Below are 20,761 nucleotides of genomic sequence, written 5' to 3' on the forward strand. Positions count from 1 at the left end.
ACAGGCACCGGACGCCGTGACCCTGGCCGCGATCCGCCGGACCCCACCTACGCCTCCCGGAGCTCGAACGCCTCCACCGCCACCTCGTCGTCGTCCAGGCAGGCCCCCGTCGCCAGGTCGAAGCGCTGCTTCAGCAGCGGCGAGGCGACGAACGGCCGCCCCCCGGCCGAGCCGACCAGCCCGCGCGAGAGGACGTACGCCCCCGTGAACGGGTCCCGGTTGTCGATCGCGTACGCGCGTCCCGCCCGGTCCAGGAACACCGCCACCTGCCGCCCGTCCGGCAGCAGTGCCGCCACCCCGCGTCCGGGGTCCAGCAGGGAGCGCTCACAGAGGGTGAACCAGGCTCCCTCGTATGCGAGTTGCACCACCGTCGTGAGGTCCGGGGCGGGCGCGTGGGCCGTCGTCGTCGCAGTCATCAGGATGCGGTCCCTTCCAGCGTACGGATGGCGAGCACCGGGCCCGCGAGGATGTCCAGGTCGGGCTTGACCTGGTCGCGCTCCGGCACGAACCGCACCGAGGGGTCCGGGGCGTCGGGCGCGTTCACGAAGGTCACGAACCGGCGCAGCCGCTCCGGGTCGTTGATGGTCTCGGCCCACTCGTCGCGGTACCCCGCGACGTGATCGGCCATCATCCGCTCCAGCTCGTCGCAGAGTCCGAGCGAGTCGTGCACCACCACGTCCCGCACGTGGTCGAGGCCGCCCTCGATCCGGTCCAGCCAGGTCGAGGTGCGCTCCAGCCGGTCCGCCGTGCGGATGTAGAACATGAGGAACCGGTCGATCAGGCGCACGAGTTCGGCGTCGGAGAGGTCCTGGGCGAGCAGGTCCGCGTGGCGCGGGGTGGCGCCGCCGTTGCCGCCCACGTAGAGGTTCCAGCCGCCGGCGGTGGCGATGATCCCGAAGTCCTTGCCCCGGGCCTCCGCGCACTCGCGGGCGCACCCGGAGACCGCCGACTTGAGCTTGTGCGGGGAGCGCAGCCCCCGGTAGCGCAGCTCCAGATCGATCGCCATCTTCACCGAGTCCTGCACGCCGTACCGGCACCAGGTCTGCCCCACGCAGGACTTGACCGTCCGCAGCGACTTCCCGTACGCGTGCCCCGACTCGAAGCCGGCGTCCACCAGCCGCGTCCAGATCAGCGGGAGCTGGTCGACGCGGGCCCCGAAGAGGTCGATCCGCTGCCCACCGGTGATCTTCGTGTAGAGCCCGAAGTCGCGGGCCACCTCGCCGATCACGATCAGCTTCTCCGGGGTGATCTCGCCGCCCGGGATGCGCGGCACGATCGAATAGGAACCGTTCTTCTGGAGGTTGGCGAGGAAGTGGTCGTTGGTGTCCTGGAGCGCAGCCTGCTCGCCGTCCAGGACGTAACCGCTGGCGCCCACCGTGGGGGCGAGCGAGGCGATGACCGAGCCGACGGTCGGCTTGCAGACCTCGCAGCCGTCACCGCCGCGCGCCTCCTGGCGGCCGTGCGTGTCGAGCAGCTCGGCGAAGGTGGTGATGCCCAGGGTGCGCACGATCTCGTACAGCTCGCTGCGGGTGTTCGCGAAGCAGCCGCACAGGCCCGCGTCCGCGCTCTGCGGCAGCAGCTGCCCGATGACCTTGACGCAACTCCCGCAGCCCGTACCCGCCTTGGTGCACTTCTTCACCTCCGGCAGGGTGCTGTGCTCGCAGATCGCGCCCTTGGTCACGTTGTGGCAGGAGCAGATCACGGCCTCGTCCGGCAGCGAGGACGGCCCCAGCGCGACCGGGCCGCCCGCACCGGCCGGGAGCACCAGCTGCTCCGGCGGCACCGGCAGGACCGTGCCCGTCATCGGCCGCAGTGTGCCGTACTGCTCGGCGTCCCCGACCAGCACCCCGCCGAGCAGGGTGCCGTCCGCGCCGATCACCAGCTTCTTGTAGACCCCCGAGCGGGAGTCCGCGTACACCACGTCGAGGCAGCCCTCGGCGGTGCCGTGCGCGTCGCCGAAGGACGCCACGTCCACGCCGAGCAGCTTCAGCTTGGTCGACAGGTCCGCGCCGGTGAACGACGCCTCCTGGCCCGCGATCACCCCGGCGACCGTCACCGCCATCTCGTAACCCGGCGCCACCAGCCCGTACACCCGGCCGTCCGAGGCGAGCGCGCACTCGCCGATCGCGAAGACCGCCGGGTCGGAGGTGCGGCACTGCTCGTCGACGACGATCCCGCCGCGCGGACCGACCTCCAGACCGCAGTCGCGGGCCAGCTGGTCGCGGGGCCGGACACCCGCCGAGAACACCACCAGATCGGTGGCGAGCGCCGAACCGTCGGACAGCGCCATGCCGTTGACGGCGCCGTCCTCCCCGGTGGTGACCTCCTGGGTGCCGACGCCCGTGTGGACGCTCAGACCCATGGACTCGATGGTGCGCAGCAGCGCCGCGCCGCCGCCCTCGTCCACCTGGACCGGCATCAGCCGGGGCGCGAACTCCACCACGTGGGTCTCCAGGCCGAGCCCCTTGAGCGCCCCGGCCGCCTCCAGGCCGAGCAGCCCGCCGCCGACCACCGCGCCGGTCCTCGCGTTCTTCGCGTACGCCTCGATGGCGAGCAGGTCCTCGATGGTGCGGTAGACGAAGCAGCCCTCCGCGTCCTTGCCGGGCACCGGCGGGACGAACGGGAAGGAGCCGGTGGCCAGCACCAGCGTGTCGTACCCGAAGGTGAGCCCGGACCGTGAGGTGACCGTGCGGCCCTCGCGGTCGACGGCCTCGGCGGGGTCGCCGACGTACAGCTCGATGCCGTGGGTCTCCATGAACCCGGCCTCGGCCATGGAGAGCTCCTCGGGCGAGGTGCCGGAGAAGTACGAGGTCAGGTGGACCCGGTCGTAGGCGGGGCGGGGCTCCTCGCAGAGCACGACCACCCGGGGGCCGCCCGCCGCCGGCGTCAGCCCCCGGTCCGCGAGCGCCTCCAGGAAGCGCTGGCCGACCATGCCGTGGCCGACGACGACGACGGTGTGCGCGGGGGTGACCGGGGTGATCGCGGAAGCCGTGGAAGCGGCGGTGGCGGGTGAAGTCGGGAAAGGGGACACCGGCATCTCAGAGGCCTCCGTCGTCGGTGGGCGGGTGGAGCGGGGACGTACCGGCGGGAGCCGTCCGGCGCCCGTGCCGGACGCGGCCGGACCGCACCGGCCGCTCGTCGTCATGACCCCGACGATGGGCGGGCGGTGTTACCCGACCGCATCCCGGCTGTTTCCCGGGAGGAACCTTGCGCTCAGCACGGGCCGGGGGCCGGTGTGAGGGCGCGCCCAACCGCCGGGGCGGCGCCGCACGTCGGGGAACCGTGCAGGTCGGGGCGGGTGCGAGACCGTCCGGAGCCGTCGCTTAATGTCCTGTGCATGCCTGACATCACGCTGACCACCGTCGTCCTGCTCTGCATAGCCGCGTGCGCGGCCGGATGGATCGACGCGGTGGTGGGCGGCGGCGGGCTGCTGCTCCTGCCCGCTCTGCTGCTGGGACTGCCGCACATCCCGGCGGCCCAGGTGCTCGGCACCAACAAGGCCGTCGCGATCGTCGGGACGAGCGGCGCGGCCGTGACCTACGCGCGCCGGGCGCCGGTGAAGGTCGGCACGGCGGTACGGATCGGGCTGATGGCGCTCGCCGGGTCGATGACCGGGGCGTTCTTCGCGGCCGGGATCAGCAGCGACGTGCTCCGACCGGTGATCATGGTGGTGCTGCTCGCCGTCGCCGCCTTCGTCCTGCTGCGGCCCTCGTTCGGCACGGCGGCGGCCGGTGACGGCACGGACCGGCGCGTGGTGACCCGGGCCCGTACGGTCACCGCGATCGTGCTGGTCGGCGGTGGCATCGGCCTCTACGACGGGCTCTTCGGACCGGGCACCGGCACGTTTCTGGTGCTGGCGCTGACGGCCGTGCTCCATCTCGACCTGGTGACCGCCTCGGCCACCGCCAAGATCGTGAACGTCTGCACCAACGCCGGGGCGCTGGTGATGTTCGCCGTGCAGGGCACCGTGCTCTGGCAGCTCGCCGCGCTGATGGCGGTGTTCAACCTGGCGGGCGGGCTGGCCGGGGCGCGGATGGCGCTCAGCCGGGGCACCGGGTTCGTCCGGGGCGTGCTGCTGGTCGTGGTGTTCTCGCTCGTCGCCAAGCTGGGCTTCGACCAGTTCTCGGGCTGAGTCCCCGGCGGACGGTCCGGCCCGTTCTCGGGCCGAGTCCCCGGCGGACGGTCCGGCCCGGGGCCGATGGCGCTCAGGCCGCTTCCCGGACGTCCGTCAGGTGGGCGTAGACCACCACGTTGCCCTGGTATCCGGTGTCCTTCGAGAAGCCGCCGCCACAGGTGATCAGCCGGAGCGCGGCATAGGGCGCCTTCCCGTAGACACGGGTACTGGGGAAGTCGTCGTTCTCGTACACCTCGATCGCGTCGATCGAGAAGACGGCGGTGCGCGCGTCCTCGCGTACGACCTCCACCCGGTCGCCGCGCCCCAGCGAACCCAGACCGTAGAAGACCGCCGGGCCCTTCGCGTTGTCCACGTGCCCGGCGATGAGCGCGGTGCCCCGGGCGCCCGGCCGGGTGCCGTCGCCGTACCAGCCCGCGAGGTTGCGGTCCTCCTCCGGCGGCACGTCCAGGCTGCCGTCCGGGCGCAGCCCGAGCCGGGACAGCGGGGCGTCCACGTCGATCTCGGGGATGCGCACCCGGACCGGGGTGGACGGGGCCAGCGGCTCGGCCACGGGCGACCCCGGCTGGAGCTGCGGCCCGGCGGCGAACGCCTCCGCCGCGGACGGCTGCGGCGGCACCACCTGGGTGTCCGCACCGTTCTGGATCAGCCAGACCCCGGCCAGCACGGCGACGCCGATCAGCCAGGTCCTGCCCTTGTGTGCCGTCTGGGACACGGTGCCGTCCTCGGAGTTCTCGCGGGAGCCGGGTCGGGCGGGCTCCCGCGGCGGTGCAGGGGGTACGGAGTCGGGGGAGGGGCCCGCAAGGCCCCTTCCCCGCCGGTCCGACGGCCGGGAGAGGGGCCTTGCGTGAGGTCGGCGGGAGGTCAGCGGGAGTCCGCCGCCCGTCGCCGGCGCACCATCCACACCGCGCCCGCTCCCGCCGCGCCGAGTACGCCGAAGCCCGCCGCGATCCGGGTGCTGTCCGGTCCGACACTGCCGCCCACACCGGTCTGGACGTGCCCCCACGGCTGCCGGCCGTCCTCGCCCTGGCCCTGGCCCTGGCCTTGCCCCTGGTCCTGGCCCTGCTCGTGGTCCCCGGAGCCGCTGCCACCGGTCACCTGCAGCTCGCCCTTGGCGTCCTTGCCGTTGTCGCAGGCCACGGAGATGCCGTAGGTGCCGGGACGGGTGTCGCGCGGCACGGTGAAGTGCCCGACCGCAGTGTCCTTGCCGTCGCCGGGGTAGAGGTCGAAGTCCCCCGCGTCCAGGGAGTTCGCGTCACCGACGCCGGAGCCGCCCTTGCCGCAGGCAGTGGTCTTCACGGTGACCTTGGCGCCCGGGACGGCGGTGGCCGGGGTGAGTTCCAGCCGGCCCCGGTCCCGGTCGGCGTCGCCCGCGACGGCGGCCGGGGCGAGCAGGGTGAGGCCGAACGTCGCGGCCGCGGCGAGCGTGACGGCGGTACGGGGCGTGGAGCGGAGTGGACGGAGCATGGGAGGTCCTCCGGAGACGGGCGCGAGCAGAGCGGGGCACGCCCGGACCGGACGGGCCGGAACGTGACGGGTCCTGCCTCCGAGGTAACGGGCGCACTGGTCCCCATGCCTGCTGACGCGCCTTCAGAACTCACCCGTACGGACCGGCGCGGCACCCTTGCCACCTGTGATCGACGCAGGTCACGGCAGTGACTCCCCGCCCTCCGGGCGGTGTGGCGCGCCCCGGTGCCGAACGGGTGACCATCCGCACTCGGGTGTGACGCACGTCACATGCATGCTCGTGCGGGGGCCGGGCACACGCTGAATATCCCCCCCACGGGGTGGCACCCCCCCCGCCACCCCCTGGCAACCGCCCTCACCGGCCCCACCCCCCCCCCCGGGCCCGGTGGGGGCGTTGTCGCGTCCGGGCCCGGGCGGGCGTCACGCAGGCTCGTCGCGGTGCTCAGGGGTTCCCGTCGCCGCGCTCCGGGTTTTACGCCCCCTTGGTCGAGACCGGCTCGGCCGGGGCGTCCCCGTACACCCGCTCCAGCAGCTCCATCAGCTCCGCGTCCACGGGGTAGGACCGGTCGTCGACGCGGTGGACGGGCACGATGCCCTGGGAGTTGGTCACGAACGCGGCCCGGAAGTCGCCGAGGCCGTCCAGGGCCACCGGTCGCCGGACCGAGGGGGACCCGGCGAGGGCGAGCCCTTCCTCCAGCAGTGCCATGGTGATCCCGATCAGCGCGGGGGCGTCCGGCCAGACCACGCGATCGCCGTCCCAGAAACCGATGTTGGTGATCGACCCTTCGGTGACCACTCCGCCGGGCGCGGTCAGCAGCGCCTGGTCGTACCCCGAACGCACCGCCAGCCTGCCGTAGTAGGTCTGGCTGAAGTCACCGGGCCGCTTGAGGTGCGGCAGTTCGCGGGCGTACGCCACCGAGAGGAGGCTCAGCGGCTTCCCGGGCGGGGTGGCGGGCGGTGCCACCGTCACCATCACCACCGTCCGCGTGGCACCCGGCGGCAGGAAGCCGTGCACCCGCACCGATGCGTCCCGCGCGCCCGCTCCCGACAGGGCCCTGCGGACCAGCTCCCGCAGTTGGTCCGCCTCCAGGTCCAGGCCGAACAGCTCCTGGTTCGCGGCGCGCAGCCGGTTGAGGTGGAGGTCCCAGCCCCGTACGCGACCAGCCCTGACCTGGAAGGCCGTGAAGTGGCCGTACCCGGAGAAGGCGGGGATCCGCAGATCGTCCGGGGTGGCGGGGCGACCGTCGAACTCGACGTACGGAGCGGGCGAGGCAGGGATCATGGAGTCCACGGTAATTCGTGGTGCGGCACCGGCCGGACGCGCCCCGAGGGCTGTCCCGCCGGGGATTGCGGGACAGCCCTCAGGTGCGGGAGGCGCCCGTGAGGGCCGGGCCGGTGGCAATGGCGGGCCGATTGTCCGCCGGTTTCCTCATGGCGGAGCGGACGTGGCATCTTGTGCGGGGGAAGTCGCACGGGCCCGGCCGCTGCCTCTGGCCGTGGTTATTCCACCGGTAACCGAATTCTGTTCGGAAGGGGATGTGTGACGCGCACGGCCGGGTGATTTCCGTTTCCCGTGTGCGGGGAAAGGCATTCATTCGCACATGGTGTACACGTCGGAACGGTGTACGTGTGGGAAAGGTGTGCGGCGGCCCGATCGGCTCGCGCCGACGAGGCGGCCCCGGGACAACGGCTCCCGAGGCCCCTCGACGGCCCCGCGTCCGTCGCCGGACGGCCGCCCCGCCGTGAAGGCGGGTTCCTCGCAGGGGTGCTCTCGCAGGGGTGCTCTCGTGGGGGTGCTCCGCAGGGGTGTGCGCGGGGGTGCTCTCGCAGGGGTGTGCTCACGCAGGAGTGGTCACGCAGGAGTGGTCACGCAGGGCTGCTCACGCGGGGGAGTGCGCTACAACGGCGTGCAGAAACCGACTTCCGCGAGCGCCTCCCTGACGAGCTGTCGCACGTACTCGGGGCTGGGCGGGTCGCCGGAGTCGCCCTTCGGGCCACGGGGACCCCGGGGGCCCACCTGGCCCTCCGGACCCGGGTCTCCCCGGGAGCCCTGCGGCCCACGGGGCCCCGCAGGGCCTTCCCTGCCGTCGGCGCCGGGGAGGCCGTGCGCCCCCGGCTTTCCGTCCCTGCCGTCCCGGCCCGGCTGGCCTTCGGCGCCCGTCGCGCCGACGGCCCCCTCGGGGCCTGCCGGGCCGCTCACGCCTTCAGGACCTGCCGGCCCTTCGATGCCGCGCAGTCCCTGCGCGCCGACCGGGCCCTCCGGTCCGGGCGCCCCCGCGGGGCCGGCGGGCCCCGTCGGCCCCGTCGGGCCGGTCGGACCCGCCGGGCCGGGGCAGCCCGTACGGCCGCTCGGGCCCTGCGGTCCGGGTGGGCCCTGGGGCCCCGGCGGTCCTGGCTCCCCTCCGAACGGAGGCGGGTCGCATGTCGGCACGGGGTTCTCCGCGGCCGGGGCCTCGGGGGCGTCCGGTGCGCTCTGCGCGGGTGACGGTGTGTCTATGGGGGTGGGGGTGGACGAGGGCGTCGCGGCCATGCCGCCTCCTGGCGCTCTTCGCACCACGTGCGCGGTGCGTCCGGTGGGCGCCGTCCCGCCCTCGGGCGGGACGGCTGACGGGAACGGAGAACGAGTCGTCATTCACCTTTTCGGCGAACGTCGGAAGTCGAACCATGGGGAGTGGCTCTTCGCTATCCGTGCTCGTGGTGAATATTCCCTGGTCCCGCATTTGAGTAACCACGCCAAAGAGTGGCGTAAAAGTATTATTTAGATGCCGGGGGAGTGGGGGGAGTTGAATTCCTTTTCCGGGAAATATGGCGGAAGTGGGAGACGGTCGAAGCGATCATGGCGAGAAAAGGTCTGAAGCGCGCGTCTGCGGAAACGAAAATGCGGCGAGTGATGCCGAGTCCGCCGCAGGGGGAGGGTGCCGTCGGGAGTGCGTTCTGGCCACTCCTCCGCTGCTCCGTCGAGCGAACGGGCGGCGGTCGGAGTCGTACCGACCGACAATCGGAACCGGACCCCGGGGCAGCCGCGCCCCGGGCCCCGCGCCCCGAGGAGAGCGACCATGGCGACGCCGCCCGCCGCATGGCTGACCGTGCAGACCACGACCGACAGCGAGGAGAAGGCACGGGCCCTGGCCCGGGGCGCGGTGGAGGCCCGGCTCGCCGCGTGCGCACAGGTCTCCGCACCCGTCACCTCCGTCTACCACTGGCAGAACGCCGTGGAGACCGCCGAGGAGTGGCAGGTGCTCTTCAAGACGAGGGCCGAGCGCTACGACGAACTGGAGGAACACCTGCGCGCCGCACACGACTACGACACCCCCGAGATCATCGCCACCCCCATCGTCCGGGGCAGCGCCCGCTACCTCGCCTGGGTGACCGACCAGACCTCCTCGGCGGTGGGGCTGTGACGGCCACCGACCAGCCGCCCGCACCCGCACCCGTCCCCGTATCCGCAGCCGGCGCGGTCGGCGGAGAGGGGCCGCTGCCCTTCTTCGTCTACGGCACCCTGAGGCCCGGCGAGCACAACCACGACCGTTACGTCCGGGGCCTCGACGTCCGGGAGCAGCCGGCGCGGCTGCACGGCGGGGCGCTCTACGACGGCCCCGGGTACCCGTTCGCCACCGACGGGGACGGTACGGTCCTGGGCGCGCTGATCACCGCGGCGCCCCAGGAGTACGCCCGACTGCTCGTCGCCCTGGACCGGTTGGAGACCTACCTGGGGCCCGGCGATCCCCGTAACCTCTACGAACGGGTCGCCCGGAACGTCGAACTGCCCGGCTCCGGGACCGTACGCGCCTGGATCTACCTCGCGGCAGCCGCCGTCTCCCGCACCCTGCACGCGAGCGGCCCGCGCATCCCGGGCGGTGACTGGCTCGGCCACCGCCCTCCCCGGCGTTAGGCCGTGTCCGGCCATTCCGGCCGGGCGGGCGGCGCGCATGGCCGGACAGGGCCCAGGGCCGCGCAGGCCTCGGGGTCACCATGGGGGACTGTTGGGGGAGGCAGCACCACCCATGACCCGCCGTGAAAGGTTTCCCATGCACCGACTCGTCGCCCAGCTCTGGCGGCTCATACGCGGCCCCCTCCAGTGGCGGGTCCTCTGGCTCGCCCACGCCAAGTTCAACGTGGGGGTCACCGGCGTCGTCCGGAACGACGCCGGTCAAGTCCTGCTGCTGAAGCACCGGTTGTGGTCCGCGCACCATCCCTGGGGGCTGCCGACCGGGTTCGCCGCCAAAGGCGAGGAGTTCTCCCACACCGTCGTCCGCGAGGTGAAGGAGGAGACCGGACTCGACGTGGAGCCGGGCCGGCTGGTGCGGCTGAAGAGCGGCTACCGGCTCCGCCTCGAAGTCGCCTACGAGGCGCGGCTGGTCGGCGGAACCCTGAAGATCGACGACTTCGAGATCCTGGAGGCGGGCTGGTTCGACGTGGACGCGCTCCCCGCCGCCATGCAGGAATCCCACCGTGAGCTCATCCGGGGCGGCGGAACGCCCTGACCGGACGGTCCGGCGCGGGCTTGCCCCGGGCGGCCTCGGGGGCGCTGTGGATATGCCCGGCGAAGGTAGTGGAGCCCGGCACGGCCGAGGGCAGGGGCGGCCCGGCCGCGCCCCGGCGACGCCCCCGCACTCCGGCGCGACCGTCGGCCCGGCCCCACTCCCGGACCCCGCATGCCCGTCGATTGACAGCCAACACACATGTTCGCCAGATCGCTGGGAATATTGTTAACAATCCCGTAGCGTGCGTCGCGCCTCGGCCACGAGGCCCAGGTTCCGACGAAGCACCCCGTGCGGCAATCACGTGGTGCTCCACGAGGGGAGACCCCATGCAGCGGCTCTCGACGCCCTTCGGGCACGACGCACCCGAACACCCCCACGCCGTCAAGGAGATGCGGAGCGCCGCGCCCCGCAGGCACCTGCTGAGAGGCGTGGCGGTCGCGGGCTCGCTCGCCCTCACGGCCCTCGCGGTGCCGTCCTCCTTCGCGGCGACCGGCGGTTCGCCCCAGGCCAAGGCCCAGGCGTCGGCCCCGCAGGGGGCGCACGCCGTCGACCCGGAGGACGCCGCCCTGGCGTTCGACTCCGCCGCCTACACGACGATCACCGTCACCGTGGACGGGCAGCCGATGAACGTCCGCTGGTACAAGGAGATCTGCTACGTCGCGCACCCGGTCGAGGCGGCGGCCCAGCAGCCCGGCGGATTCGGCAACAGCACGATCTCCAACACCGCCTGCGGCTACCAGGCCATGAACGTGTTCGTCCCCGAGAGCGCCTTCGGCGACCAGCGGGCGCCGATTTATTTCGCCGTGAACAACAGCGGCTGGATGGCCAGTTACATCAGGACGAGCGTCACCGGCGGCGCGTCCTACAACAGCGCGACGAGCAACGTCGGCGCCGCGCTGAAGGCCGGTTACGTCTTCGTCGACGTCGCCAACCGCAGCCGCGGACTGCTCGGCGCCGACGGTACGAACCCCGGCAAGGCGCCCGCCGCGGTGGTCGACGCCAAGGCCGCCGTACGCTACCTGCGCCTCAACGACGCCGCCATGCCCGGCAGCGCCGAACGCATCGTCATCAACGGCACCAGCGGTGGCGGCGCGTTGGTGTCGATCCTCGGCGCCTCCGGCAACAGCGCCGAGTACGACCCCTACCTCGCCCGGATCGGTGCCGCCGGCATCGACGCGAAGGGACGCAGCACCCTGCGCGACGACGTCTTCGCCGTCAACGCGTACTGCCCGATCACCGACCTCGGCAACGCCGACAAGGCGTACGAGTGGCTGTACAACATCCTCGACACCCGCGCCGACACCGGCCAGAACCCGTCCCCCGAGGACGCCGCCGCGATCGCCGCCCAGTTCCCCGCGTACGAGAAGAGCCTCGGCCTCCGCAACCCGGACGGCTCGAAGCTCACCGCCGCGAACATGATCGACACCATCAGGAAAGAGGTCGTCCGCTCCGCCGAGACCTACCTGAAGGCCGACCCCGCGAACACGATCCCCGCCCTCGGCGCCACCTTCGACCTCCAGTCCGGTGGCGGATTCCCCGGCGGGACGCCGACCACCACGTCGTACGTCAACGACTGGATCGACGTCGATGCCGCTACCCGCACGGTGCGCTCGGTCGACATGAAGAAGTACCTCGCGTTCGTCGTCGCCCAGGCCACCCTGAAGACCACCCCCGCCTTCGACGCCGTGGGCGTCAACGGGAACACCACCAGCGGCACCGAGACCAACCTCTTCGGCCCGGTGGACCAGAAGTACATGAACTACACCGAGTACAGCTGGGACCACAACGACGTCCCCGGCGACGGCAGCGGCATCGACGACACCGGCCTCACCTGGGACCAGTACACCGCCGAGCGCACCACCACCGTGGACGACCAGATCCACCTCATCGACCCGATGGACTTCATCGGCACCGGCGCCGACACCGCCGCCAACTGGTACGTCCGCGCCGGTACCCGCGACCGGGACACCTCGTTCATCGTCTCGCTCAACCTCGACCGGGCGCTCGAAGCGGACCAACAGGTCAAGGACGTCGACTACCGGCTCGCCTGGAACCAGCCGCACGCCGGCAACTACGACGTACCCGAGGCCATGGCCTGGATCGCCAAGGTCGTCCGCAAGGCCGGAAACCCGCTGGGGGCCGGCCACCGCTGAGGGCCCGTGCCGGCCGCGGGCCCCGTGTGGTCAAAGCCCGTGTGCTCCGCCCGTCGAGGGCGTCCTGCGGCTCTGCATCGAGAAGCGCGTTCCGCTGATCTTCCTCTGACGCCCGCCTGCCGCCCGCCTGCCACGGAACACCTGCGGGTCACCTCTCCACAGCAGTAGCCCCCATCGTGCTCTGCGCGATGGGGGCTACGTCTGCAGTGGGTCGACCGACTGGTCAGATGGCGCTGAACTCTCCGGCCTTGACGCCGGCCACGAACGCGCTGAACGAGGCGGCGGAGAGGCCCAGGACGGGGCCGCTGGTGTCCTTGGAGTCGCGTACGGGGACCGCGCCGTGCGTGGCGGCGAGGTTGGTGGCGACCTCCACGCACTGGCCACCGTCGGAGCTGTAGGAGGACTTGAACCAGTGGAGGGATTCGGTAGTCACGGCGATTCCTCTCGCAACTGTGCCAACGCAGGGCTGCGGGTGCGGTCCCGGCAGCGCTTAACCTTCCCCGCTCCGAGTTGCGTGAATCCACTGTCCGGTCTCCGGCCGGAGGGGGCTCGGCGGTACGGAACGGCATGCGGCCCTCTCACGCCAAGCGCGAGAGGGCCGCATGCCGTTCCGTACGTGGTGGGCCGTCAGGCGGCTTACAGCTCGCTCGACTTGACTGCTGACAGAAACGACATGAAAGAGCCTGCGGCGAGGTCCAGCGCGGGGCGGCTGAGGTCCTTGCTGTCGCGCACGGGGACGATGCCGTGGGTGGACGCCAGGTTGGTGGCGATCTCGACGCAAGCGCCACCGTTGTTGCTGTAGGAGGACTTGTGGAACTCGGGGGTCTCGGTCACGGGGTTCCCTTTCGTACCTGCTCGATCATGGCCACGGAGGCGGCCTGTGACAGCGCTTCGTTCTGGAGCTGATAGTAGGCCGCGAGCACGCTGTCCACGAACTGGCTTTCACGGTCCAAGTGGCCCTGGAACTGGGACTCGGCATAGCCGATCATGCTGCGATCCGGGAGCGTGAGCAGGTGGACGGGCAGGTCGAAAGCGCGGCGGGCTCCGACGCTGTACGGCACCACCTGCAAGGTGGTGTGGGGCAGCCGAGCGAACTCGATGAGCCGCTGGAACTGCTCCAGCATGACCTCGCGGCCGCCGACCTCCCGGCGGAGGCAGCTCTCGTCCAACACCACTTGCACGACCGGCGGCGGAGTCCGTTCGATGGCCGCCTGTCGCTCCGCGAGGAAGTCCACCCGCTCGGCAGCCTGTTCCTGGGTGATCACGCCACGGTCGACCGCTGCTTGGGCCAGAGCCCGGGCGTACGCGCGGGTCTGAAGCAGGCCGGGGATGATCCCGCTCTCGAACAGCCGGATCTCCCGTGCGTGTCCCTCGTACCTCACGTACTCGGGAAACCCTTCCAGCATCGTCTGATGCCGCACTTCACGGCAGAGCCGTTCGAACTTCGTCCCTGTGCGGAGGGCCTTGTCCACGGCGCGAGCGAAACGCAAAGTCGGCAATTTTCGACCAGTTTCGACGGCCGAGATATGGGAGTTGGAATATGCCGCGAGCAAGGCGAATTCTGTCTGCTTCAGTCCCTGGGCTTCGCGAGTGCTGCGGAGTTCCGCGCCGAATGACGCGCTGGCGGACTCGTCCGGATCGAGATCACGGATGTTGACCATGCTTTTCCTCCACCGGAGAAAACTTGAACAAGACCTGAGTGTAGGCGACTCTGGGCGCCCACGGTGACGGAATCACTACAGAGAGGAGTTGCCCATGTCCGTACCCGACGCCGGTACTTCGGCGGAACAGGGACCCAGCGGACCGCTTCCGACCCCCGGCGCACTCATGGTGGACACCAGTCATGAGGACCGTGTCGGGGAGTTCCGAGGAGTCGCGGGCCCGTACTGGGCCATACGGCCTGTCGGCGGCGGAATCGAGTGGGAGGCCGCACCCGAACACGTGCGGCCGGCGAACCCCATGGAGCGGCTGCGGGCGGACAACGCGCGCTGCAATGCCCGGAGTCGGGGTGAGGTGCTGTGAATGGTGAGCCCTGCGTCACCGCCCCCGCCGGGGCGGGGTGCGCGCCTGAACCCGCTGAACCCGCCGAGGCCGGGCACACACCCGGACCTGACGCGGCCGACTGCTCCGTCTGCCTGGAGTTCGACTGGGCCGAGGAGGACGCCGAGCGGGTGGGCGATCTGAGCCTCGCCACCGACTGCCGGGTTCTGCGCAGGCGCCACCAGGCGGCCGAACACCCGGCGGGCGCAGCCTGTACCGCCTCGGCCCAAGAGCCGGTGGAGGCGGCCCGTACCGCCTCCGCCGAGGCCCGTCCCGCATCCACCAACTGAGGAACGACGAACGAAGGGGAAGCGCTTCCGTGCGCTTCCCCCGGAGGAAGCGCCCCATGTCGCAGTGCACCGCCGTCGCCCTGCTCCCCGCCTCGCAGCGCGCAGCCCGCAGAGGCGGAACCCCGGCTGAACCACGGCCCATTCGGTGCGTACTCGGGGAACAGCACCTCGACGAGCACGCGTACCTCCTGTGGGACGACGACCGGCTCGGCGGCGCCGTGTGGGTGCGCTGGACCGCCGGCGGCCGGATGTACCGGGTGGTGCTGCTCCGATGCACCCACTACGACGAACAGCGCGGCCCGTGCGACCTGTTCACCGACCACCCCTCGGGCCACTCCTGGGAGGTGTAGGTGGCTTTCCGGCGGATCACGGGGTCACGCGATGCACGCGGAGGATCGCCTTGACCGGCTCGAAGTCCGGATCACGTACGGAGCCGGGGTGCTGGCCCAGCTGACCGCGCAGACGCGTGGAAGACCCACGCAGAGAGCCGAGTTCTCTCACTTCCGCCGTCTGAAGTCCGGTCCGTCCTGCCGGCGCGAGCACGGCGGCACAGGGTCGGTCGGGCACGGCCCCTCAGGATCGTGGGGGCGATCTTCCTGTCATCAGGGCTCGGTCGCCCCCGGGCGGGGCGCTGGCCGCGACGGGGTGATGATCGCTTACGGGCAGCCCTTGGCCCCGTTACGACAGAGCGGGCCCACGTCTTCCACGGGACGGTCACCGCGGTAGTGATCGGGCTCCGACTCGCCCAGAGCCGCCTCTCAAGGCCTTCGCGGGGATGCCGAGGAGGCGAGCGCCAGTGCGACGAACAGAGCGACGGGATAGGCGCAGGCGGACCACGGCTGGGGAACGACCTTCTGAACGCCGACCGCCGAAACGGCGAGCAGCAGCCAGCCGGCCAGGAGCCACGGACGCCGCAGCAGCGTCCTGATCACAGCGGCCCGAGTGCTCCGTGGAACTTGCCCCGTCGATCCCATGGCCGGACCATAACCTCTCTCCTTCCGCGCCACACGACTACCGCGAGCAACTCACGATCCGCCGGACATCCCTGCGGCCCTGCGGGCGGTGGAGACACGGGCCCGGCCGCTCCCGGCCATCACCCCATCCGCCGGGCACTCACCGTCCAGAAGACCGCGAACCCCGTCCACACGCTCGCGAACGCCCAGGTCGGCCAATGCCCGCCGAACAGGGCCAGGGAGGCGAGCCACGCGGTCCCGAAGGCCACGAAGAGCAGGCCGAAACTGTGGAAGGCGAACAGCTCGGAGAGGCGTCCGCTCAGCACCGCCCATGCGCCCACCGCCAGGGCCAGGCAGCCCACCGCCAGCTGCCACAGGACCCCGCTCTGCGAGGACGGTTCGTAGGAGTACGTGCGACCGAGCACCTGCAGTCCCACGATCTCGCCCTGCCACAGGCGGACTTCGGCGGGGTCGCCCGCCCCGGCCTCGTCGTACGTTCCCGAGTCCACCGCCAACCAGTCGGTGCGAGCATTCCGTTCGACCTTGACGTCGTAGTACGTCGTGCAGGTCGTCGTGCCGCCTCCGGCGCCCCCGCTGCTGCCGTCGTAGCTGCACTGCTCGCCCGTACGGCTGTCGCGCACCGTGCCCGCCTCGCGCCGCACGCACGCGTCCTCGTCACCGCCACCCCCGGCCGCGCTCCCGCTGCCACCGCCGTTCCCGCCACCGGCCGCGCAGAGCGGCGCGTCGCGGTAGTCCATGGTCGCGGCGTACCCGTCGGCGATCTGCTGACCGCAGACGAAGACCCCCCACCCGGCCGCGAGGGCGACCAGCCACCGCAACCAGACGGGCAGCCGCCCGCGGTTCCCGCCCCGTCCGCACCCCGTCGACTTCACGATGCGGTGATGCCCGCCCGGGGGAGCCCTCATGCGCCGCCCTCGGCGGTCGCGCCCGAGGCGGTCACAGCCCGCTCACGGGCCGGCCGTCCACGCGCGAGGCCGCACCCTCACCCCCGCGCCGCCGCCAGGGCGTCCGCGACGCCGGTCTCCTTGTGGCCCAGGAAGTGCGGGTCGGGCCGGAGCACGGCGTCCAGGGCCGCCTTGCCCGCCGCGAAGACCTCGCGGGCGCCGCCGTAGAACCAGGTGACGTCGTGCGGCTCGTCCACTCCGACCCCGTACGCGTCGATCCCGGCGGCCCGGCAGAGCGCGACCGCGCGCCGGATGTGGAACCCCTGGCTCACCAGGACCGCGCGGTCCACCCCGAAGATCTTCTTCGCCCGCACGCAGGAGTCCCACGAGTCGAAGCCCGCGTAGTCGCTGACGATGCGGGCGGCGGGCACCCCGTGCGCCGTGAGGTAGGTCCGCATCGCGTCCGGCTCGTCGTACTCCCGCGTGCTGTTGTCCCCGGTCACCAGGAGGACCTGCACCTTGCCGGTCCGGTACAACTCGGCCGCCGCGTCCAGCCGGTGGGCGAGGTACGGGGTCGGCTTCCCGTCCCACAGACCGGCCCCGAACACCACGGCCACGCCCTCGGCCGGCGCGTCGGCGGTGGTGCGTACGTGCGCCTCGGCCGACGTGTACATCCAGGTCATCGGCGCCAGCGCCACCGCGCAGGCCACCATCAGCCCTTGCAGCGCCCGCCGTTGACCGCGCCGGGTACGCGGGAGCCGTGCGACCCACACGCTCGGCCGCAGGGCCCGCCGCAGCCTCGGCGGCACCAGGGCTCCCGTCAGTCTCGGTCGTCGCATCGAACTCCCCTCGATGAGCGGCGCACGGCGCTCGTGCGGCCCTCCCCCTCACCAGGGACGAACGAGCGGGCTCGGGGGTTCTGCGCCCGGGGGACTTCTCCCGGGTGCGGAGCCGCGGGGCCCGGACTTCTGGAACTCCCGGACTCCTGACAGCGGCGTGGTGGCGCATTCGGGACAGGGACGACGCCGATGATCGGCTGATTCGCCTGTGTCCCCAGGGGTTCGTGATCGCTACGGTGTTCGGGCATGCCTGGGGGCGAGGAGGGCTCGGAGTGAACGAGGCAGGGGCGGGCGAGGTTCCACTCGCACCCGGTGGATCCCCGGTGGTGGGGCATCTGCTCAAGCTGGCACGGGGGCGGGCGGCGTTCCTGCAAGGGCTGCGGGGTCACGGCGACGTCGTGGAGATGAGGCTGGGGCGGCGTTCCTTCTACGTACTGAACGCCCCCGAGGCCATCCACGACGTCCTGGTGGTGCAGAGCGGGAAGTTCAGCAAGGGCGCTCTGTTCGACCGGGTCCGGCCGTACATGGGCAACGGGCTGGCGACGTCCGACGGCCCCTTTCATCTCCGGCAGCGGCGCGCCATGCAGCCGGCGTTCCACCGGGAGCGGGTCGCCCGTTACACGGAGACGTTCGTGGAGGTCGCCGGGACGCGGGTGGACGGCTGGCCGACGGGGCGGGTGGTGGCCATGGAGCGGGAGATGCGCGAGTTGGCCGCCGCGATGCTGGTGCCGGCCCTCTTCCCGTTCGCCGAGGGTTCGGAGACCGGGCGGGCCATCGAGGATCTCGGCGCGCGTGTCAGCGATGACCTCGGGGTTCTCGTGCAAGGGGTCCTCCGGGCCACCATCCTGCCGCCGGCGCTGGCCGTCGTACCGACTCCGGGGCGGCGGAAGTTCCTGGCCTCGGCGGCGGCGCTGCGCCGGCTCGCCGAGTCGGCCGTACGGCAGGCCCGCAGCAGCCCGGAGAGCCACGGCGTCCTCGCGCTCATGCTGGCGCACGAGGGCGGCATGACGGACGAGGAAGCGTGCGACGAGATGCTCACCCTCCTCGTTGCCGGCGTCGAGACCACGGCCACCACCCTGTCGTGGGCCCTGCACGTACTCGCCCGCAACCCGGACATGGCCGACCGGATGAACGCCGAAGCGCGGGCCGCCGGGCCGGGCGTCGTCACCCCCGCGGCCCTGCCGTACACCACGCGGTTCGTCCAGGAGGTGCTGCGCCTGTACCAGCCCCTGTGGTTCATGGGGCGGCGTGCGCTGGAGCCCGTGCGCGTCGGGCGGTACGAGATCCCGCGCGGGGCCGAGGTGATCTACAGCGCGGCGACGCTCCACCGCGACCCCGCCTGCTTCCCCGACCCCCTGCGCTTCGACCCCGACCGGTGGCTGACCCGGCCGGAGAAGAGCCTGCCGCGCGCCGCCTACCTGCCCTTCGGCGCCGGCAACAGGAAGTGCATCGGCGACGGCTTCGCGTGGGCCGAGATGCTCGCCGTGCTCTCCGCCGTCACCACGCGCCGTCATCTGCACCCCGCCCCGGGGCACAGGGTCCGGGCGGTGGCGGACGCACAGATCCACCCCGATGCCCTGCCGATGTCCCTCACTCCGCGCGAACCGAGCTGACCAGGAGAGTCGATGCTGGAGTTCCACCTGAGCGAGACAGACCTGTTCGGCACTGCGCGGGCGCGGGACGCCCAGGTGCGGGGACTGACCCGGTTCCTCCCGGAGGACGAGCCCGAGCCGCTGGACAAGGCGGCCTTGCTGAAGATCGAGGGTGAGTGCCGCCGGGACCGGCTCGCGCTGCTCGACGCCACCGACGAGGCGTACCGGAGCACTGCGCAGGGGCGTGCCTTCGCCGCGTGGCTGGGCATGGCCGGGCCGACGGAGCTGATCTGCACGCGCAAGGGCGACACGTCACTTGAGGGCGTGCACCGGTACATCGTCCGGGACGCCGTGCAGTGGCTCACCCTGTGGCTCGCCGGCTACCGCCCGGATCCGCTGTGGCACGCGATCGCCAAGGCCGTGGCGTCGATGGCGGTCCTGGACGACATCGTCGTCCCGCCGCAGGACGTGGCCGGCGGCGTGCACCGGATCGGGGACGAGAGCCTGGGGGAGGTGCTGGACCGGGTGAAGGCGCTCGGCGGCGACCGCGACGCACGGTGGCTCGCCCACGCCTACCAGGAGACACTGTTCAGCGCACGGATCCAGTTCTACGAGAAGTGGTCCACCGCCGCACCGGACATGGCACCGCCGGGCCACCTCGACGCCATCCAGGCGTACGTCCGTGAGCCGGACGTCCTGCGCGCGAGTATCGTGCGGACCTACGCGGCCGAGACCCTGCCCGTCCTGCACCTGATCGCCTACTACTTCCGCCTGCCCTTCGACGACTGCGACTGGGCGGCCTTCGTCGCGGCAAGCGTGGCCCAGACCCTCGGCATGGACATCTCCAAGGACCAGTACGGCGTCGGCGTGAAGGAACCGACCAACTTCGGCGTCCGCCCCGGCCGGGACGGAGGGGAGAACGAACGCCACCGCACCCGGCTTCACCGTACGTTCCTGCGCCTCACCGCCCACTTCCACGACGTCACCGACTTCCCCGGCACCGTCTACGACCGCTACTCCCGGGTCTCCCTCTCGTACGCCCGGCTCGTGGACCGCTACATCGAACGCCGCCAGATGGCCCGACTGCCCATGAACGACAGCCTGTCCGCCGTCGTGGACGACGTCCTCAACGGTCGCTGACCGCGGTCGCGCGCCGGTCTGTCCGGCACGGTCTCACCCCTTGGGCGTCCACGGCACCGGCGGCGGCTCGGGGCCGTCCAGGGCGTGACGGACCTTCTCCTTCAGCGATTTCGGCGGGGCCTGCCCCTCCTCGCGCGTGTGCATGAGACGGGCGATGCTCACGCGGAAGTGGCACGCGCGGCGGTTCTGGCGGACGTGGACCAGCCAGGAGCCGTCGCCGGCGAGGAAGGCGTTGCGGCCCGGGGTGTCCCCGGGCCGGGCGTGGCGGGCCAGGATGCCCGGCACGTAGTGCAGCGCCGCGTCCTCGGCGACCGCGCGAGCCGCCTCCTCCGTGCCGCTCACCGCGTGAGTGGCCACCAACGTCCAGTGATGCAGCCTCAGTTCGACGCCGTCGGCCCGCCGTGTCTCGCGGGTGTCCTCCTCGATCAGGACGTACCACTGAGCAGTCATGGCTGAAGGAGCGGTCATGACTGAAGCCTACGGGCCGCTCCGAGGGGCGGGCGATACGCCAACCGGCCTTGTCCGGTTCGGGGGTGGGGCATCCGTGGGGAGCCGGATTTCAGACGCCGTCGCACGCCGTGGCCTCGAACTCCGACAAGGGGGCGATGTGGACGGAGTCCTCGCCGACCCTCGTGCTCCCCTCCGTTGTGCCCTCGTTGTCGATTCGTGGCCGGGAGTCCCCCGGCCCGCGGCGCCGGGAGTTCACCGTGTCGCGACCCTTGACGAGTACACGAAGACGGGCCAAGAATGATCACGCACTGCGGTA

22 protein-coding genes are annotated in these 20,761 nt (G+C 71.9%); 10 read left to right on the forward strand and 12 right to left on the reverse strand.

Going from position 1 to position 20,761, the window contains the following annotated elements; translation table 11 throughout:
* Window positions 1–47 precede the first annotated feature (47 nt).
* Entirely contained in the window at window positions 48–416 is a 369-nt protein-coding gene (nirD, locus tag ACFZAX_RS20485; RefSeq protein ID WP_390963230.1) for a nitrite reductase small subunit NirD, read from the reverse strand.
* The gene (nirB, locus tag ACFZAX_RS20490; protein WP_390963231.1) at window positions 416–3,037 is read right to left on the reverse strand and encodes a nitrite reductase large subunit NirB; all 2,622 of its coding nucleotides are present in this window, start codon (window positions 3,035–3,037) and stop codon (window positions 416–418) included. Before nirB ends, nirD begins: the two co-directional genes overlap by 1 nt.
* Window positions 3,038–3,337: 300 nt before the next feature.
* Between nirB and ACFZAX_RS20495 the strand changes: the two genes are divergently transcribed.
* Window positions 3,338–4,132, forward strand: coding sequence for a TSUP family transporter (locus tag ACFZAX_RS20495; protein ID WP_390963232.1), 795 nt, complete (start codon window positions 3,338–3,340; stop codon window positions 4,130–4,132).
* Between the two features lie 73 nt (window positions 4,133–4,205).
* Here the strand turns inward: ACFZAX_RS20495 and ACFZAX_RS20500 are convergent, their stop codons facing one another.
* The 3 genes from ACFZAX_RS20500 to ACFZAX_RS20510 form a co-directional block, all read right to left on the reverse strand.
* A complete protein-coding gene (locus ACFZAX_RS20500; protein WP_390963234.1) occupies window positions 4,206–4,847 on the reverse strand; it encodes a class F sortase in 642 nt (213 codons plus the stop codon).
* Between the two features lie 149 nt (window positions 4,848–4,996).
* Window positions 4,997–5,599 (reverse strand): hypothetical protein, encoded by a 603-nt coding sequence (locus ACFZAX_RS20505; protein ID WP_390963236.1) that lies wholly within the window; start codon window positions 5,597–5,599, stop codon window positions 4,997–4,999.
* Window positions 5,600–6,071: 472 nt separating this feature from the next.
* On the reverse strand, window positions 6,072–6,881 hold the full coding sequence (locus ACFZAX_RS20510; protein WP_390963237.1) for an aminotransferase class IV: 810 nt from the start codon (window positions 6,879–6,881) through the stop codon (window positions 6,072–6,074).
* 1,774 nt (window positions 6,882–8,655) lie between these two features.
* Here ACFZAX_RS20510 and cutA point away from each other — a divergent pair.
* The 4 genes from cutA to ACFZAX_RS20530 all read left to right on the forward strand — a co-directional run bounded on the left by cutA (window position 8,656) and on the right by ACFZAX_RS20530 (window position 12,236).
* On the forward strand, window positions 8,656–9,000 hold the full coding sequence (cutA, locus tag ACFZAX_RS20515) for a divalent cation tolerance protein CutA (RefSeq protein WP_390963238.1): 345 nt from the start codon (window positions 8,656–8,658) through the stop codon (window positions 8,998–9,000).
* A 74-nt stretch (window positions 9,001–9,074) separates the two neighbouring features.
* On the forward strand, window positions 9,075–9,491 hold the full coding sequence (locus ACFZAX_RS20520; RefSeq protein WP_390963319.1) for a gamma-glutamylcyclotransferase: 417 nt from the start codon (window positions 9,075–9,077) through the stop codon (window positions 9,489–9,491).
* A gap of 136 nt (window positions 9,492–9,627) precedes the next feature.
* Window positions 9,628–10,083, forward strand: a complete 456-nt coding sequence (locus ACFZAX_RS20525) for an NUDIX domain-containing protein (protein ID WP_390963239.1) — start codon at window positions 9,628–9,630, stop codon at window positions 10,081–10,083.
* A 326-nt stretch (window positions 10,084–10,409) separates the two neighbouring features.
* The gene (locus ACFZAX_RS20530) at window positions 10,410–12,236 is read left to right on the forward strand and encodes a subtype B tannase (protein WP_390963240.1); all 1,827 of its coding nucleotides are present in this window, start codon (window positions 10,410–10,412) and stop codon (window positions 12,234–12,236) included.
* Window positions 12,237–12,459: 223 nt separating this feature from the next.
* Here the strand turns inward: ACFZAX_RS20530 and ACFZAX_RS20535 are convergent, their stop codons facing one another.
* The 3 genes from ACFZAX_RS20535 to ACFZAX_RS20545 form a co-directional block, all read right to left on the reverse strand.
* Window positions 12,460–12,669, reverse strand: coding sequence for a DUF397 domain-containing protein (locus tag ACFZAX_RS20535; RefSeq protein ID WP_390963242.1), 210 nt, complete (start codon window positions 12,667–12,669; stop codon window positions 12,460–12,462).
* 203 nt (window positions 12,670–12,872) lie between these two features.
* Entirely contained in the window at window positions 12,873–13,070 is a 198-nt protein-coding gene (locus ACFZAX_RS20540) for a DUF397 domain-containing protein (protein WP_390963243.1), read from the reverse strand.
* Window positions 13,067–13,897, reverse strand: coding sequence for a Scr1 family TA system antitoxin-like transcriptional regulator (locus ACFZAX_RS20545; protein WP_390963244.1), 831 nt, complete (start codon window positions 13,895–13,897; stop codon window positions 13,067–13,069). The genes ACFZAX_RS20540 and ACFZAX_RS20545 overlap by 4 nt, the downstream gene beginning before the upstream one ends.
* A gap of 94 nt (window positions 13,898–13,991) precedes the next feature.
* On the opposite strand from ACFZAX_RS20545, the gene ACFZAX_RS20550 reads away from it, so the two are divergent.
* The 3 genes from ACFZAX_RS20550 to ACFZAX_RS20560 are packed head-to-tail and all read left to right on the forward strand — an operon-like array spanning window position 13,992 to window position 14,916.
* Complete coding sequence (locus ACFZAX_RS20550; RefSeq protein ID WP_390963245.1) at window positions 13,992–14,258, forward strand: hypothetical protein; 267 nt, start codon at window positions 13,992–13,994, stop codon at window positions 14,256–14,258.
* Complete coding sequence (locus ACFZAX_RS20555) at window positions 14,255–14,566, forward strand: hypothetical protein (RefSeq protein WP_390963246.1); 312 nt, start codon at window positions 14,255–14,257, stop codon at window positions 14,564–14,566. Before ACFZAX_RS20550 ends, ACFZAX_RS20555 begins: the two co-directional genes overlap by 4 nt.
* 56 nt (window positions 14,567–14,622) lie before the next feature.
* Window positions 14,623–14,916 (forward strand): hypothetical protein, encoded by a 294-nt coding sequence (locus ACFZAX_RS20560; RefSeq protein ID WP_390963248.1) that lies wholly within the window; start codon window positions 14,623–14,625, stop codon window positions 14,914–14,916.
* 408 nt (window positions 14,917–15,324) lie between these two features.
* Here the strand turns inward: ACFZAX_RS20560 and ACFZAX_RS20565 are convergent, their stop codons facing one another.
* The 3 genes from ACFZAX_RS20565 to ACFZAX_RS20575 all read right to left on the reverse strand — a co-directional run bounded on the left by ACFZAX_RS20565 (window position 15,325) and on the right by ACFZAX_RS20575 (window position 17,263).
* Window positions 15,325–15,498, reverse strand: a complete 174-nt coding sequence (locus ACFZAX_RS20565; protein WP_390963249.1) for a hypothetical protein — start codon at window positions 15,496–15,498, stop codon at window positions 15,325–15,327.
* A 161-nt stretch (window positions 15,499–15,659) separates the two neighbouring features.
* Window positions 15,660–16,445: a hypothetical protein gene (locus ACFZAX_RS20570; RefSeq protein WP_390963250.1), complete on the reverse strand. Its 786-nt coding sequence runs from the start codon at window positions 16,443–16,445 to the stop codon at window positions 15,660–15,662.
* Between the two features lie 77 nt (window positions 16,446–16,522).
* On the reverse strand, window positions 16,523–17,263 hold the full coding sequence (locus tag ACFZAX_RS20575; protein ID WP_390963251.1) for an ElyC/SanA/YdcF family protein: 741 nt from the start codon (window positions 17,261–17,263) through the stop codon (window positions 16,523–16,525).
* A 272-nt stretch (window positions 17,264–17,535) separates the two neighbouring features.
* Here ACFZAX_RS20575 and ACFZAX_RS20580 point away from each other — a divergent pair, with 272 nt between their 5' ends.
* Both ACFZAX_RS20580 and ACFZAX_RS20585 read left to right on the forward strand, forming a co-directional pair.
* Window positions 17,536–18,876: a cytochrome P450 gene (locus ACFZAX_RS20580; protein ID WP_390963252.1), complete on the forward strand. Its 1,341-nt coding sequence runs from the start codon at window positions 17,536–17,538 to the stop codon at window positions 18,874–18,876.
* 12 nt (window positions 18,877–18,888) lie between these two features.
* Entirely contained in the window at window positions 18,889–19,995 is a 1,107-nt protein-coding gene (locus ACFZAX_RS20585) for a hypothetical protein (protein ID WP_390963253.1), read from the forward strand.
* Between the two features lie 33 nt (window positions 19,996–20,028).
* Here ACFZAX_RS20585 and ACFZAX_RS20590 read toward each other — a convergent pair whose 3' ends face one another.
* Window positions 20,029–20,463, reverse strand: coding sequence for a hypothetical protein (locus ACFZAX_RS20590; protein ID WP_390963255.1), 435 nt, complete (start codon window positions 20,461–20,463; stop codon window positions 20,029–20,031).
* Window positions 20,464–20,761 lie beyond the last annotated feature (298 nt).

This window comes from Streptomyces sp. NPDC008125 (assembly GCF_042957125.1).
GTDB lineage: Bacteria > Actinomycetota > Actinomycetes > Streptomycetales > Streptomycetaceae > Streptomyces.

Coding starts and splice junctions, on each gene's coding strand:
- nirD (WP_390963230.1), bottom strand. CDS start 416: ATGACTGCGACGACGACGGCCCACGCGCCCGCCCCGGACCTCACGACG.
- nirB (WP_390963231.1), bottom strand. CDS start 3,037: ATGCCGGTGTCCCCTTTCCCGACTTCACCCGCCACCGCCGCTTCCACG.
- ACFZAX_RS20495 (WP_390963232.1), top strand. CDS start 3,338: ATGCCTGACATCACGCTGACCACCGTCGTCCTGCTCTGCATAGCCGCG.
- ACFZAX_RS20505 (WP_390963236.1), bottom strand. CDS start 5,599: ATGCTCCGTCCACTCCGCTCCACGCCCCGTACCGCCGTCACGCTCGCC.
- ACFZAX_RS20510 (WP_390963237.1), bottom strand. CDS start 6,881: ATGATCCCTGCCTCGCCCGCTCCGTACGTCGAGTTCGACGGTCGCCCC.
- cutA (WP_390963238.1), top strand. CDS start 8,656: ATGGCGACGCCGCCCGCCGCATGGCTGACCGTGCAGACCACGACCGAC.
- ACFZAX_RS20525 (WP_390963239.1), top strand. CDS start 9,628: ATGCACCGACTCGTCGCCCAGCTCTGGCGGCTCATACGCGGCCCCCTC.
- ACFZAX_RS20530 (WP_390963240.1), top strand. CDS start 10,410: ATGCAGCGGCTCTCGACGCCCTTCGGGCACGACGCACCCGAACACCCC.
- ACFZAX_RS20545 (WP_390963244.1), bottom strand. CDS start 13,897: ATGGTCAACATCCGTGATCTCGATCCGGACGAGTCCGCCAGCGCGTCA.
- ACFZAX_RS20550 (WP_390963245.1), top strand. CDS start 13,992: ATGTCCGTACCCGACGCCGGTACTTCGGCGGAACAGGGACCCAGCGGA.
- ACFZAX_RS20560 (WP_390963248.1), top strand. CDS start 14,623: ATGTCGCAGTGCACCGCCGTCGCCCTGCTCCCCGCCTCGCAGCGCGCA.
- ACFZAX_RS20570 (WP_390963250.1), bottom strand. CDS start 16,445: ATGAGGGCTCCCCCGGGCGGGCATCACCGCATCGTGAAGTCGACGGGG.
- ACFZAX_RS20575 (WP_390963251.1), bottom strand. CDS start 17,263: ATGCGACGACCGAGACTGACGGGAGCCCTGGTGCCGCCGAGGCTGCGG.
- ACFZAX_RS20585 (WP_390963253.1), top strand. CDS start 18,889: ATGCTGGAGTTCCACCTGAGCGAGACAGACCTGTTCGGCACTGCGCGG.
- ACFZAX_RS20590 (WP_390963255.1), bottom strand. CDS start 20,463: ATGACCGCTCCTTCAGCCATGACTGCTCAGTGGTACGTCCTGATCGAG.